Here is a 14,158-nt window from a genome sequence, read left to right as displayed (position 1 = left end):
TCCGTTGACCCTTACCCGGTCGTGTGGGTTCAAGTCCCACCGCCCCCATACCTAAAAATTATCAGTCTATGAGGTGTGTAAAACGCATCTTTCTGAGTAATTAGATCATTTTGAAGATTAGTGATCGGTTATACCCAAGCAATATATTAGAAGTTTACCGATCTCATCTTACAATTGATTTAAGATTCGGAAACATTCTAATTTATATTATTAAAAACTACAGGAAAACACCATGACTCAAACAATTACTCAAGCAGAAGCTATTGTCGAGATGATTAAAACCTTACCGCTTCAACAACAAGAGGAAGTGATTAGTTTTATTGAATTTTTGCATTTTAAAGCCCAAAAACAAGAAATTCAACCTCCAGAAGAAGAACAACAAAAGATTTCAGCCTATGAAGCTGCTCAAGAGTTTGCAGGTTGTTTAGAAGGTGGCCCCTCTGACCTTTCTACCAATAAAAAGTATTTACACGGGAATTGGTAAAAAATGAGAAATAAGATCTTATTGGATACAGGGCCATTAGTATCTTATCTCAAACGCCAAGATCAATATCATAGTTGGGCAGTGAGTGAATGGGGAAAAAGTCAATTTCCATTATTTACTTGTGAAGCGGTTATTTCTGAAGCGTGTTTTTTGCTGCATAGGACTTATGGAGGAGAGAAAGCTGTCATTGCTTTATTGAAATCGGGAGTGATTGAAATTCCCTTTCATTTAACAGAAGAAATTGAAGTCATTGGAAATTTAATGCAGCGTTATCAGAATGTACCGATGTCGTTAGCCGATGCTTGTTTAGTAAGAATGAGTGAATTAATTCCAGGGAGTTTTATATTAACCTTAGATAGTGATTTTAGAATTTATCGCAAAAATCAACATGAAATGATTAATTTGATAATTCCTGATGAAATCTAAATTTAATTATTTTGTTGATTTTTTTTAATACAGCTAACGGTAATCGCATTTTTCCAAACAAGACTATAAATACTTAAATTGATGATTAAGAATTAACTGTTTAATGCCCTCACTATCCAAGGGACGAGAAAAGAAATATCCCTGTCCATAATGACAACCTAATTGTTTTAATTCTAAGATTTGTTCCAAGGTTTCCACCCCTTCAGCAACCACACTCATTTTTAAATTAACTGCTAAATTAATAATTGTTTCTACAATTTCTCGATTTTCCGCTTTACTTCCTAATGGGCTAACAAAAGAGCGATCAATTTTTAAAATATCAATCGGAAATTGTTGTAACCGACTTAAAGAAGAATATCCTGTTCCAAAATCATCAATTGACAATTGAATTCCTAAATCTCGCAGTTGTTGTAATTGGGTGGTAGCAGATTCAAAATGCTCCATAATCACCCCTTCTGTAATTTCTAACCGTAAAAGTTTAGCATCTAAACCTGTTTCTTGCAAAATATCATGAATCATATTAACAAGTTTAAGTTGAGCAAATTGCCGTCCCGCAACATTCACACTCATGGTCACATTCTGATTCACTAATTGTTCAATTTGCCATTGACGCATTTGTTTACAAGCAGTTCTTAACACCCATTCTCCTATAGGAACAATTAACCCGGTTTCTTCAGCTAAAGGAATAAATTGTACAGGGGAAACTAAACCCCGTTTTGGATGATTCCAACGCACTAAAGCTTCAAATCCGGCAATTTCTCCTGTTAACAATGATACAATTAATTGATAATTTAATGACAATTCATCTCGTTCAATTGCCCGTCTTAAATCTGTTTCTAACTGTAACCGACTGCGGAAATTTTTCTGCATTCTTTGATCAAAAAGTTGAGGAGATCCCTGTCCTAAATATTTAGCATGGCGCATGGCTGTATCAGCATCTTGTAATAATTCTTCTGCGGATTCATACAGATGTCCGCTACTTTGAAAATTAAAGGTAATTCCAATACTAGCACTCGTAAATACTTCTTGTTGTTCGAGTTGAAAAGGTTGGGATAAGCTTAGGGAAATGCGTTCTGCAATTTGAGTAGCGTCTTCAATGTCTTGAATATCTTCTACTAAAACAGCAAATTCATCTCCATTTAAACGGGCGACCGTATCTCCTTCTCGAACTGTATTGATCAATCGTTGACTTAAATCGATTAATAGTTGATTTCCTACGGCGTGTCCCAAACTATCATTAATCACTTTAAATCGATCTAAATCGACATATAAAACAGCAAATAAAGTATCACAACGGCGTTGAGCATGGGCTAAAGATTGTTGTAACCGATCAATAAATAAAGCTCGATTAGGTAAGCTCGTAAGTTCATCATAAAAAGCATTATAAAGTAGCTTTTCTTCAGCTAGTTTCCGTTGGGTAATATCTTCTACCGTTCCTTCATAATATAAAATATTGCCTTCATGATCATAAACAGAACGACTATTTTCCGAAATCCAAATCACTTGTCTATCTTGGCGATAAACTTGATATTCAAATCCCGAAATTTGACCCTGTTCTACCATGATTTTGGTAAATTCTTGTCGTTCTTTAGGATTAACATATAATTGCTCTGAGATATTCCTAAGATTCTGGATTAAATCTTCGGGAGAATCGTAACCATAGATGCGAGCTAAGGCAGGATTAGCACTGAGATAATAACCATCAGGTGTAGATTGAAAAATTCCTTCAATGGCATTTTCAAAGATACTTCTATATTTAGCTTCTGCTTTTTGTTGCGCTTCTTCTGCTTGTTTTCGTTCTAATTCCGCCACGATTCGTCCCGCAAAAATATGAATCAAAGATTGTGTTCGATCTTCATTTTTGATCGGTTGATCATGGAGTAAACATAAATAACCAATAATTTGTTCAGAATGACTAATAATCGGAACTCCAATGGAGGAGATAACTTGCAATTCTACTAAGAATGAAAGATGAGGAAAGAGTTGTTGAATCCGGTCAGGAAAATAGGTTAAGGATCGAGTTTTATTAATCTCATTACACAAGGTTTGATCCAGATCAAGTTCTGTATTTTCTAAAAAGTGATCACCTCCCCAAAAAGCCAAGGTTCGCACTCGTCCGGGTATTTCTTGTATAACTTCTGTAACAATCACATAACGAAACCCTAAAGTTAACCCTAAATGTTGGGCTAAGGCGGGAAAAAATTCAACCCCGGTTACGGATGCAGTCTCTAAGATTAAGCTTTGTAAAACTGCATCCATTTGTTGACGTTCTTGATTTTCCCGTTCTAATAAAGCATTGGTTTCTGCTAATTCTAAGACTCGTTTTTTTAGCTCATTTTGAGTTGTTTTTAAAGTTTTAATTAATAAATTCTTTTTGTCGGTTGTTCTTCCCAATAAAATAGCCGTTATCAAAATCAATAAAATCACTAAACTAATCCGAATGGGTTCTGGGGTGAATACACTAGGAACCCATTTTATCCAAGCGATATAAATAATATAAATAGAAATAACGCTGGTGCAGGCTAATCCGGTTTTTAATCCTCCTAAATTCGCACATAATATTACGGTAAAACCCATCGTTAAAAAGGGGATAGGAACCCGGAAACCCATATTTTTGGAAACTTCGATGGCAGTGACAATCAAAATTCCCACCAATCCACCTATCCAAAATGAAGTTTCATATAAAATTTTGTGGATACCAGATCGAATCAATCTCAATTTCACGCTAATCTCCCGGTTTTACTACTGATTTTAAAGATAGAATATCATTGCATAGTGTTTAATAATAGCCTGTTCAACAGTATTCTTAAAGGACAGTAAAAATTGTAATTCAATAGGGTGAATATGGAAACATTTCTACAACGATATCAACAGTTTGGGATTCATTTGGGTTTAGAACGCATTCAACAACTCCTGGAACGCTTAGGAAATCCGCACGTTGATATTCCTATCATCCATATCGCAGGCACAAATGGCAAGGGTTCTGTCTGTTCTTACTTATCTTCTATTTTGACACAGGCTGGTTATCATGTCGGGCGCTACATTTCTCCTCATTTAATAGATTGGACAGAACGCTTATGTATTAATGAACAACCGATTTCAAAACTCGATTTTTTACAAGTTTTACAACAAGTCGAACACGCAATTTCACCCGATGAACCTCCTCCAACTCTGTTTGAAGTTGTGACACTGGCAGCTTGGCTATATTTTGCCCAAAAAAAGGTAGATATTGCTGTCATTGAAGTAGGATTAGGGGGACGTTTAGATGCCACAAATGTTTGTGATCATCCTTTGGTCAGTGTGATTACTTCCATTAGTTTAGATCATCAAGAATATTTGGGTTCAACCCTTGCAGAAATCGCCTTTGAAAAGGCGGGAATTCTTAAACCTGGATGTCCGGTTGTCGTCGGTGTTTTACCACCGGAAGCGGAAAAGGTGATTCAACAGCGTGGGAGTGAATTGAACTGTCCGGTGACTTGGGTTAAACCTGCGGTTTGGGTTGGGGATCAAAATCGTCGTAGAGACGCGCCAAAAGCCTACGGCATAGCTTCGCCCGGGCGCGTCTCTACATTCCCCATTGCCCGTTATCAGGGTTTAGAATACCCTTTACCCCTATTCGGCGAGATACAGTTAATGAATTCTGCGATCGCAATTGCAACAGCGCAAATCCTCGGTCAGCAGGGATGGAATATTTCAGAGGAGGTGATTGCTAAAGGGATAGAAAAGGCTCAATGGCCAGGACGGTTACAATGGATGACCTGGAAAAATCATCGTTTACTGATTGATGGAGCGCATAATCCAGCCGCCGCAGAAGCTTTACGTCAATATGTAGACAATTTACAAGGTTCTTCAGTCACTTGGGTCATGGGAATGTTATCGACTAAAGATCATACTAATATTTTTAAAGCCGTATTAAGACCCGGTGATCGATTATATTTAGTCCCTATTCCCGATCATGCTTATGCAGAGCCAGAACAGTTAGCTACTCTTGCTAAAACCTTATGTCCTGATTTAAACTATTGTCAACTTTATCCAGATTTAATTCCTGCCTTAGAAGCGGCTATCACCGAGGAAAATACCTTACCTGTTCTCTGTGGATCATTGTATTTATTAGGTTATTTTTTTCAACTTCTTGAGAACAAATGAATTTCCGGTGTAGGGGCGAGGTCACCTCGCCCTTACAGATGTCAAAATAACTCCCCCTGCTTCCTATCTTCGACACATAATTAACGTATTAGCCGAGATATATCCCTCCAGAGGTTCACTAATTTCTACCCAATCTCGTTTTTCCCCATTGGTATCAGGAATTAATTTATAATTCTCAACTAATCTTACCCGTGCTCCTGAAGCAACACCCCCAACCCGTTCAGAAAATCGAGAGGGTTTTTCCCGTACAACAACCCCTTTGGGTGCGGCATATAAATCAATTTGACGACAAAGACTCACAGGTGTTGGCTTAGGATTTTCCGCTTGATTTTCACAGTCTAATAAATTACCCGTTGCATCAGGAAAACCATTAGAAATATAACCCTTTACAGGGGCAGTAATTTCAATCCAAGTCCGACCATCAGGGCCACGAGTGCCTGTAGAATTATTGGCTAAGGTAACTTCTGTTTTAAAACCCACTCCACCCACTACGGGGGAATTGGGAGTTGGTCGAGCATGAACCGCTAACCCCTGGGGTTCCCCAATGCGACGGCACAAACTGGAACGACTCTGAGCCATTTGAGTGTCCGAATTCGGACTCTGGGGTTTAGTTTGAATATTAGCTAAGGTGGGTAATTGACTTCCCATTACGGCTAATACAACGAATGCCAAAACTCGAAAAGACTGACTCCTTAATCTAAAATTATTCATGAATTTCACTCCTCATTAAATCCCACACATTTTTTAAATTAGAACTGACGTAAAAAGCGTAAATCGCTGGCATAAACCCGTCGAATATCATCAATTTGATGGAGAACCATCGCAAACCGTTCTACACCAAAACCTGCTGCAAATCCCGTGTATTTTTCAGGGTCATACCCGGCGGCTTTTAAAACATTAGGATCAACCATGCCACATCCTAACACTTCTAGCCATTTTCCTTGCCATTGTAAATCGACTTCGGCTGAAGGTTCGGTAAAGGGGAAATAACTGGCTCGGAAACGTACGGGTAAATCCCCAAACATTTGTCGGAGAAACTCTTTAATCGTTCCTTTTAAATCTGTAAACCGTAAGCCTTCTTCAATGGCTAAAAGTTCAATTTGATGGAACACCGCCGCATGAGTCGCATCAACCGTATCCCGACGATAAACCCGACCGGGTGCGACAATGCGGATGGGAGGTTGATGTTGTTCCATGTAGCGAATTTGCACCGATGAGGTATGGGTTCTTAATAAATTGCCATCGGGTAAATAAAAGGTATCCTGCATATCCCGTGCGGGATGGTCAGGGGGGGTATTTAAAGCTTCAAAATTATAATAGTCCGTTTCCATTTCCGGGCCAGAGGCAACGGTATACCCCAACCCCACAAAAATATCTAAAGCGCGATCAATAATGCCATTGAGGGGATGAATTCGACCTTGGGAATGATACACTCCCGGCATAGTAACATCCAGGGTTTCCGACTGAAGTTGGGCTTCGAGTTGGGCGCGTTGTAAGGCGGTGCGTGTTTCCTCTAAACCCGTTTCTAAGGCTTTTTTAACCTCATTGGCTAAGGCTCCAATGCGAGGGCGTTCACTGGGGTCAAGTTTTCCCATTGCCCCTAAAACTACAGAAACTTTGCCTTTTTTACCTAAATAGTTAATTCGTAACTGTTCTAATTCATCCAAGGTTTGACAAGCTGCGATCGCCGTTATTCCCTCGCCGCGTAAGTCTTCCAGTTGAGTTTCTAATTCACTAAGTTGAGTTGCCATATATTAGGATCAAGAATAGAGCGCTTAAGGGGGGTAGGGGGATTGAATTTGTCCTGCCTTTGCTGAGTTTAACTTAATTTGCTCCCCTTCTGGGATGAGTCTTTAGGCTAAAACAATCAAGATCACAACTAATTCACAGGTGAGACGGATTAAGATTGAAGATTCGGATCATTAGCAAAAAATGGACATATTTTTTGTGCCAAACCCATCTTGAGAACTTGATTCTGACTCAACTATATTAGATTTTTTAAGGTGATGGGCAAACAGGGGTTAGGATGGGTATGCAGATTCGGGATGCAGTAGAGACGGACTTAGTAACAATTGTAGATATTTATAACGCGGCGGTTCCGGGACGGACAGCAACGGCTGATTTAGAACCGATATCGGTAGAAAGCCGAATTTCTTGGTATCACGAACACAAAGCCCAAACTCGTCCGGTGTGGGTTATCGAGTTAGATCACCAAATTGTAGGCTGGTTAAGTTTTCAGGTGTTCTATGGCCGTCCAGCTTATGAAAGTACCGCAGAACTCAGTATTTATATTCATCCTGAGTATCAAGGTCAAGGAATTGGTAAAAGACTATTAACCCAAGCTCTAAATCACAGTCCTAAGTTAGGATTAAAAGCTTTAGTGGCGTTAATTTTTGCTCACAATCAACCGAGTTTAAAATTATTTGAAAGTTTTGAGTTTAAACAATGGGGTTATTTGCCCAAAGTTGCCAATTTAGACGGTATTGAACGAGATTTAGTGATTATGGGACGGCATATCGAGTAAGAAATAGAAGGAACAAAGGTGTGGGGAATTACGAATTACGAATTACGAATTACGAATTACGAATTACGAGATTCAATGTTGATTTAAAATCGTTTTGATGTGATCAACAACGGTATGGGTTTGTTCTAGCATTGCTAAATGTCCACAATTGGGGATTTCAATCACATTGTTATCCCCTTGACGAAATAACCAATGAAAACTGGCTAAATGGCGAACATATTGAGGTTCCATAATTACATCTTGCAGTCCCGCTATAAAATAAACGGGTTGTTGTAGTCGAGACACCACCTGCGGTAAACGATGAACTTCGGCTTCGGTGGTAGAATCTAATAATGCTCCTAATGCCGCTTCAGGATGGGCAATAACAAAATCGATTAACCGTTGTCGTCCCCACCGTTGTTTGAGGGGACAGGCGACTTGAGCACGGGTAAAGATTAAATCCAATAAAGGTAAATAACATAACCATCGGGGGCGAAATTTAACGATTTGTTCGCCAACAGACCGAAATTTCTCAAATTCCTCTTTTAAGTAAATTCCGCCACCCGCATTCACACAGATAACGCCTTTGACTTGTTCTGGAAGTTTATCCGCTCCTAAAAGGGCAATAGTTCCCCCTAGAGAATGACCTACTAACCAAGCATTGTTGAGGTTTAGGGTGTCTAACAAAATGGCTAAATCTTCAGCGTAGGAAATGGGGGTATAAATAGCGAGTCGGGAGGGGTTTCCCGCCAACAGTTGAGAATCTCCAAATCCTCGTAAATCGTAGGATAGACATTGATATTGGGAAGCTAACAGGTCGATGACGGGTTGCCAATAATGACGACTCAATAACCAACCGTGAATAAAAACCAGTACGTCACCCGATGAGGTGGGCGACGTCAATTCGTAAGTGTGTTTAACTCCCTGGATATCGATAGTAGCCATAATCCTATCGTATCCTGAAATGTACTTTTCAGTTATCAGTCATCAGTTATCAGTCATCAGTCATCAGTCATCAGTCATCAGTCAACAGTCATCAGTCAACAGTTATCAGTCAACAGTCATCAGTTATCAGTCATCAGTCATCAGTCATCAGTCATCAGTCAACAGTTAACGGTCAACAGTTAACGGTCAACCATCAACTGTATAGTTCTGTGATAATATGTAAAGAAAAAATTAACCTTGGGCGTATTTTTATTAATCGTCCAACCCATGCAAGCTTATTTAACAACTGAACCATGAGTAGCTCTCTTGCTAAAGCTGTCTTATTTGTAGACGGCTATAACATTATTGGAATATGGCCGCTATTGCGACAGAAACGGGATGGTGACGGGATGGAAGAGGCCCGTAGACACTTGATTGAGACGTTAGTGGACTATAGCGCCTTTGAAGGGTTGGATGCTCGCATTGTGTTTGATGCTCATTATCAAAATACCCCCGGCTTTAGTGAAACCATTACTCGCAATGTGTCGATTCATTATACCGGTTTTGGGCAAACCGCAGATACTTATATTGAAAAACTCTGTGCTTCTTTGGGACGTCAATTGCGGTTGTCCCGACGTCGATTAATTGTAGCAACTTCAGACCGCGCTCAACAGTTGACGGTCACGGGGTATGGGGCTGAATGGCTATCCGCCGAACAATTAGCTGAAGCGGTGGAAGCTACAACCCGCCGTCGCCAGCGTCGTCATCACCCCCGGAAGCAATCTTCTAGTCGTTTCTTGGCCAGTTCCTTGGACGCAGAGGCTCAAACCCGCCTTGCTCAATTGAGAATGGGCTTAAAATAGCTTTAATCAAGGCTTTTCAGCGTTTAAAATCAAACTTCAAAAAAAATTTTTTCAAAAAGGCTTGCAAAATTTTAGGGTTTGGCGCTACTATAATTAACTGTGGCTAAAAGAGAGACACAACGTTCCTCGGTAGCTCAGTGGTAGAGCGGTCGGCTGTTAACCGATTGGTCGTAGGTTCGAATCCCACCCGAGGAGTTTAACAAAATAATCTTTGAATATCACATCAGACTATAACCTGATCTGGTATTTTAATCAGTATCCTGCATTTCTTCCGAGAAAGGTAGGATATTGTTTTGTCTATTTTAATCACAAGGATGATTTTACCTTTATTTCTCAGTTTAACTTTATTAGCCCAAGCCGCCCCTCCTGCGAGGGAAATTGTACAACCTCAAGAGGTGCGACCGTTACCCGGACAATTAGATCAAATTCCCGTTTTTAATAGTAATAGTCCTGAACTGATTTTAAACGAAGGAATTTTACTTTCAACCTTTCCCAAAACCGATAAAAAACAACCAGAAGCCCACTTAAATTTTCCCTTTAACGGCAAATTTGATATTTTTGCCCACCACGTCGCTAAACCTCCCCAAGAAAACGATTTAAGAACCCTTTATTTAGGAATATTAGCTTATAATCCTGGGAATAAAACCGTTACTATTTCTATTTTACAAGCTGCCAGTTATTTAAGTCAACCCGATGCTCCATTTATTGCCCTAGATTCTGTTTTAGATAATATTAATGGTAATATTTATGCGGGGCCAGGAAGTCGAGTGATGAATGATATTTTAAGGGGAAAACGACAACGTGAATTTGTTGAAAAAATTATGATTCCACCTCAAAGCAGTCGTCTATTATTAAATGCGCCTATTCCGGTTAAAAATTTAGAACCGCCTTTAAATGGTCGGTCTACCTTAATGCGTTTAGAAAGTAATGGAGAAGTTTATATTGCCAGTTTAGCGAAATATGCAACGGTGCAAGACAATAGAACCGAAATTCCACCCACATTAACAGAATGGGAACAATTATTAAAGTTAGGAACATTAGTCACACCACGCGATCGCACTCCCACCCCTCCAAATACAAATCCTCAACAAATCATTTATGGAAGAGTCGCCGGAGTTGCATTAGGTTCCCGTTGGAATGGGAATATTGTTGATGCAAATCGTTCGATTTTAACCATTCCTAAACCTGGAGAAGCCTTTTCTTATCCCATAGCAACATTACCCAGAGGACAGTTAGGAACTCATCAAATTCAAAGTGCTCCTTTAGTCGTTCGATATCCTGATACGGCTTATCAAGCTCATGGCAATTATGGAATAGAATATAACTTAAATTTACCGTTACATAATTCTACCAATCAAGCCCAAGCCGTTATTTTAACGTTACAAACTCCCATCAAAGAAGAAAAATTATCCCAACCCGGCTTAAGGTTTTTTGACCCCCCCGCACCTCAAGTGTTTTTCCGAGGAACAGTTAGATTTAGTTATAAAGATGATCAAGGAAAATCCCAAACTCGCTATGTTCATTTAGTCCAAAAACGAGGTCAACCCGGAGAACCGTTAGTGAAATTAACCTTAAAACCCAAAGAAACCAGACCTGTTAAAGTTGATTTTTTGTATCCTCCAGATGCGTCTGCGCCTCAAGTTTTGACGGTGCAAACATTACCGTTAAAATAAAATAGTCCAGTTTTGGGCTGTTTTATTGATTTTCAAAAAATCTTTCCAGTTGGGCTAGGAACAACACAGGTACGGCGTTTAGAGTTACAATTTCAAGCATTCTCGTCAGATTAATCGGGGAAATTAAGATGAAAATGGATTGGAACTCGAAGTTAGGGAACCGTGCGATCGCAGGTTTAACGGGATTAGCAACCGTGGGTTTAGTCTTCGTACAGACCCTATTCTCCCCCCTGAGCGCGGCTCAAAGCTTCTCTTGTACTGGACGAATGAATAATGGGTGGACTTACTCAGCCCAGTTTCTCGACGGACGTTTTACCCAAATTCGTTGGGAACGCTCTGGACAACCGCCCCAAGTCTCAACTCTCGAATTCATCTCTAGCAATGACAAAGGCCAACCCATCTACAAAGGTTCCTTAATGGCAGCCGTAACAGTGACTTTAGTGGATCTCTCTGGTGGCAATGTTCAACCCGGTTCGCAAATTTCTGTTGGTGTGGAAGAATGGGGCTGGAGTCGAGGAAACTGTAGTCTCTGATCAAAAAAAATAAGCGGGATGGGGGAAACGAGCGCGTCTTTAGACCTGAGAGGTAAGTGACATTGCGGTTAAACCCCCGTGTCTTTTCTGATTCTTAGAATCCAGATTTTACGATCAGGAATTTTCTGGTTATCTCCTGTAGAGAGGGATAACAAACATTAGACACCTGATCACAGGTTAATAGAGAGTTATATGGATAAGTCTTTGAGAAATTGGGTTTCGGGAGTTCTCCTCGTTGCTCCTGTTTTCTTAACGAGTTGCTCTCTGAATTTATCCTTACCCCAACTTAATGAAAGCGATAAGGCAGAATTTGTGATGCAAGCTATGACCACCGGACAACAAGCTTATTATGAAGCCAATGGTCAGTTTGCCAATTCCATTCAAGGGTTATCTTTAAATGCCAATTTAGACACCGGAGAATATCGCTACAGCATTAACACAGAAGGTCAATATGCTCAAACTGTGGTGATGACGGCGGCGGCGAAACAAGAGGGACTACCGAGTTATGCTGGAGTCGTGACCGTTAGCCACACAGAAGGCGGTGTGATGGCTCTGGCCAATATTTGTAAAACCGATCAACCCTCCACCGAACCCCCGGCTTTGTCCTCAACTCCTGTACCCGGAGAAGGGTTAAAATGTCCTGCGGGTTCGAGTCCGGTCAAGTAGGATTTATCAGATTTAATGGCGGGTTTTTGTGAGGTAGTTTTTAGCGATCGCTTTCTCCGACTCTCAATTCGCCTTTTCATTAATTTCCATGCACCCCAAGAACAGAATGTACTCAAAAGCAGGGCGATAATATATAGAAATCCCGTTTTTTCTAACCCCACCCAACTCTCGCTTTCATACTGCTAAACTGAAGGACTGATGAGGATAAGTTCAGGAAAATAGGTTTGGTAACGGGTGGCATCACGAGTTAGCAGGGTGTACCCGCACACCTTGGCATGAGCACCAATATAGAAATCTGGTAAAGGCGATCGCCTCACACCACCCCGGCGACGATATTGTAAAAAGGCTTGACCCGCTAAAAATGCCGCCTCATAAGGTAATGCGTCTCTCTGAAAAAAGCTAGAAGATAATACCGATTCGACTTCCGTTACATCTTTAAACCCAATGGATACTTCTGCATAAATAATAGGGTTGATATGCAGTGTTCCGGTTTGGGCATAATCAGCCAGTTGCGCTGATGACCAATCAAACCAATGGGGATCTTCCGTTAACACATCCAGAATCACATTGCTATCCACGAGGAAATCCGTCATTCTTCACCCCGTGTTAAGTTGAGAATCTCATCAGTGGTCATCTCTCCGGTGGCTTTTCCCCGCAAACTGGCGATTAAATTTGCTCCTTGAGGCGAGTGGTTTTGATACCGCCAAGCTAGAAAGTCTAAGAATATTTTGGCTTCTTCCAGGGCGGGTTGGGGTAGGTTGCGAAGGATAGCTAGTATTTCGGTTTCGGTGGTTAGCATGACACCACATTTTGAGGATAGCCCCTCTATTTTACCCCATTCCCAGAAATCTTTAAATCACACCTAAACCCGTATATTTTCGTAACTCAGGGGGCTGAAGTCCTAAGACAATATCCTCTTTTAACACATCCCTAGCCAACAATTCATCCGTTAAAGAACAGTCAGTTTGATTGCGCTGAATCCAAATTTTTTCCCCTCGAATTTCTAAATGAATCAAACAAGTATAAATTCTCCGTTGCCCATTCCAACCCAGATCAACTAATAAATATCGGTCTGTTTGCTGATCAAAAACAGTCTGGGATTCAATTTCACCACCCAAGGGATTCCCGGTTGAATATTCTGATAATAATTCTTGAATAATTTGGCGGTATTTGGCTAATTTATCCATTCTAAAATAACCTCCGCTTGGGGTTCATAAACAATTAGTTTTACTTGATATTTTTGAATTGCTAACCTTGGCAAATCTCGATAGAAAAAGGATTCATAAGCTGTTAAAGGAATCGCTAAATAAAGAACTCGATATTATAGAAAGAGAGTAGAGAGACGCGCCGTGGCACGTCTCTACGGGGGTTAGGCTAGAACAAAATCGACATCGTTACTGCCACCTGTTTCTCCTTGACCAGAGGTTAATTTTTGACCATTAACTTCTACTGCAAAGGGGGTACTACTTAAAGTTGAAAGATTATAATCGGTTTTTGCAGCCGTATATCCAACACTAGCAATCATTTTCCGGCCAGCGTCAGTGTATTGGAAAGCCATCATTTGACTTTTGTTGTTTTTATTATCTTTAGCCCAAATCACCATGTATTGTTGGCCTTGATAATCAAAAACTTTAGGTTCTCGAATGGGCACATAACGACCGGGTTCCCCAAAACTTTTATCTAAAAAGGTCTGTACAGAACTCGGTTGAACTACAGCATAACTCACCTGTTCTGGAGAGGCTGCGATCGCGTCCCCTTGACTTTCATCTACAACCTCTTCTTTGCCTCGATTTTTGAAATAATCAACGGCTACTTTAGTCCCAATAGCACCCGCAGTGGCAATTCCGGCGCCAATTAAAAAGTTACGAAGTCTGTTATCAGCCATGTTTGCTCCCGGTTGGAATTCAATAATTTTTTATTTTTGGAAATTTGTCCAAATA

At 40.3% G+C, this 14,158-nt stretch carries 16 protein-coding genes, 1 tRNA gene and 1 pseudogene; 9 read left to right on the top strand and 9 right to left on the bottom strand.

Annotated elements, in window-relative coordinates:
• Nucleotides 1–232: 232 nt before the first annotated feature.
• Nucleotides 233–484 carry a DUF2281 domain-containing protein gene (locus IQ236_RS13390; protein WP_193869709.1) on the top strand — a complete coding sequence of 84 codons (252 nt, stop codon included), beginning with the start codon at nt 233–235 and terminating at the stop codon, nt 482–484.
• 3 nt (nt 485–487) lie between these two features.
• The gene (locus IQ236_RS13385; RefSeq protein ID WP_193869708.1) at nt 488–910 is read left to right on the top strand and encodes a type II toxin-antitoxin system VapC family toxin; all 423 of its coding nucleotides are present in this window, start codon (nt 488–490) and stop codon (nt 908–910) included.
• A 63-nt stretch (nt 911–973) separates the two neighbouring features.
• Here IQ236_RS13385 and IQ236_RS13380 read toward each other — a convergent pair whose 3' ends face one another.
• Nucleotides 974–3,634 carry a putative bifunctional diguanylate cyclase/phosphodiesterase gene (locus tag IQ236_RS13380; protein ID WP_193869707.1) on the bottom strand — a complete coding sequence of 887 codons (2,661 nt, stop codon included), beginning with the start codon at nt 3,632–3,634 and terminating at the stop codon, nt 974–976.
• Between the two features lie 114 nt (nt 3,635–3,748).
• Between IQ236_RS13380 and IQ236_RS13375 the strand changes: the two genes are divergently transcribed.
• Complete coding sequence (locus tag IQ236_RS13375) at nt 3,749–5,056, top strand: bifunctional folylpolyglutamate synthase/dihydrofolate synthase (protein ID WP_193869706.1); 1,308 nt, start codon at nt 3,749–3,751, stop codon at nt 5,054–5,056.
• Between the two features lie 63 nt (nt 5,057–5,119).
• On the opposite strand, the gene IQ236_RS13370 is transcribed toward IQ236_RS13375, so the two are convergent.
• Both IQ236_RS13370 and pheS read right to left on the bottom strand, forming a co-directional pair.
• Nucleotides 5,120–5,767, bottom strand: a complete 648-nt coding sequence (locus IQ236_RS13370; RefSeq protein ID WP_193869705.1) for an SH3 domain-containing protein — start codon at nt 5,765–5,767, stop codon at nt 5,120–5,122.
• A gap of 38 nt (nt 5,768–5,805) precedes the next feature.
• Nucleotides 5,806–6,807, bottom strand: coding sequence for a phenylalanine--tRNA ligase subunit alpha (pheS, locus tag IQ236_RS13365; protein WP_193869704.1), 1,002 nt, complete (start codon nt 6,805–6,807; stop codon nt 5,806–5,808).
• A 281-nt stretch (nt 6,808–7,088) separates the two neighbouring features.
• Here pheS and IQ236_RS13360 point away from each other — a divergent pair, with 281 nt between their 5' ends.
• Complete coding sequence (locus IQ236_RS13360; protein ID WP_193869733.1) at nt 7,089–7,580, top strand: GNAT family N-acetyltransferase; 492 nt, start codon at nt 7,089–7,091, stop codon at nt 7,578–7,580.
• Between the two features lie 72 nt (nt 7,581–7,652).
• On the opposite strand, the gene IQ236_RS13355 is transcribed toward IQ236_RS13360, so the two are convergent.
• On the bottom strand, nt 7,653–8,504 hold the full coding sequence (locus IQ236_RS13355) for an alpha/beta fold hydrolase (protein WP_193869703.1): 852 nt from the start codon (nt 8,502–8,504) through the stop codon (nt 7,653–7,655).
• A 293-nt stretch (nt 8,505–8,797) separates the two neighbouring features.
• On the opposite strand from IQ236_RS13355, the gene IQ236_RS13350 reads away from it, so the two are divergent.
• The 5 genes from IQ236_RS13350 (at nt 8,798) to IQ236_RS13330 (ending at nt 12,218) form a co-directional block, all read left to right on the top strand.
• Nucleotides 8,798–9,346: an NYN domain-containing protein gene (locus tag IQ236_RS13350; protein ID WP_193869702.1), complete on the top strand. Its 549-nt coding sequence runs from the start codon at nt 8,798–8,800 to the stop codon at nt 9,344–9,346.
• 123 nt (nt 9,347–9,469) lie between these two features.
• A tRNA-Asn gene (locus tag IQ236_RS13345) sits at nt 9,470–9,541 on the top strand.
• A gap of 122 nt (nt 9,542–9,663) precedes the next feature.
• Nucleotides 9,664–11,019: a DUF3370 domain-containing protein gene (locus IQ236_RS13340; protein WP_322744153.1), complete on the top strand. Its 1,356-nt coding sequence runs from the start codon at nt 9,664–9,666 to the stop codon at nt 11,017–11,019.
• A gap of 128 nt (nt 11,020–11,147) precedes the next feature.
• Nucleotides 11,148–11,552, top strand: coding sequence for a hypothetical protein (locus IQ236_RS13335; protein ID WP_228041610.1), 405 nt, complete (start codon nt 11,148–11,150; stop codon nt 11,550–11,552).
• Between the two features lie 192 nt (nt 11,553–11,744).
• Entirely contained in the window at nt 11,745–12,218 is a 474-nt protein-coding gene (locus tag IQ236_RS13330) for a type IV pilin-like G/H family protein (RefSeq protein WP_193869701.1), read from the top strand.
• Between the two features lie 182 nt (nt 12,219–12,400).
• Here the strand turns inward: IQ236_RS13330 and IQ236_RS13325 are convergent, their stop codons facing one another.
• The 5 genes and pseudogenes from IQ236_RS13325 to IQ236_RS13305 all read right to left on the bottom strand — a co-directional run bounded on the left by IQ236_RS13325 (nt 12,401) and on the right by IQ236_RS13305 (nt 14,103).
• Complete coding sequence (locus tag IQ236_RS13325; protein WP_193869700.1) at nt 12,401–12,811, bottom strand: type II toxin-antitoxin system VapC family toxin; 411 nt, start codon at nt 12,809–12,811, stop codon at nt 12,401–12,403.
• Nucleotides 12,808–13,017: a hypothetical protein gene (locus tag IQ236_RS13320; RefSeq protein WP_026789078.1), complete on the bottom strand. Its 210-nt coding sequence runs from the start codon at nt 13,015–13,017 to the stop codon at nt 12,808–12,810. Before IQ236_RS13320 ends, IQ236_RS13325 begins: the two co-directional genes overlap by 4 nt.
• Nucleotides 13,018–13,069: 52 nt before the next feature.
• On the bottom strand, nt 13,070–13,405 hold the full coding sequence (locus tag IQ236_RS13315) for a XisI protein (protein ID WP_193869699.1): 336 nt from the start codon (nt 13,403–13,405) through the stop codon (nt 13,070–13,072).
• Nucleotides 13,393–13,524, bottom strand: a pseudogene (locus tag IQ236_RS13310) (element excision factor XisH family protein); the annotation flags it as partial. The pseudogene IQ236_RS13310 and the gene IQ236_RS13315, both read right to left, overlap by 13 nt.
• Nucleotides 13,525–13,587: 63 nt before the next feature.
• Nucleotides 13,588–14,103, bottom strand: a complete 516-nt coding sequence (locus IQ236_RS13305; protein WP_193869698.1) for a hypothetical protein — start codon at nt 14,101–14,103, stop codon at nt 13,588–13,590.
• Nucleotides 14,104–14,158 lie beyond the last annotated feature (55 nt).

This window comes from Planktothrix mougeotii LEGE 06226 (genome assembly GCF_015207485.1).
Taxonomy (GTDB): Bacteria; Cyanobacteriota; Cyanobacteriia; order Cyanobacteriales; family Microcoleaceae; genus Planktothrix.
This window is presented reverse-complemented; position numbering and strand designations above follow the sequence as displayed.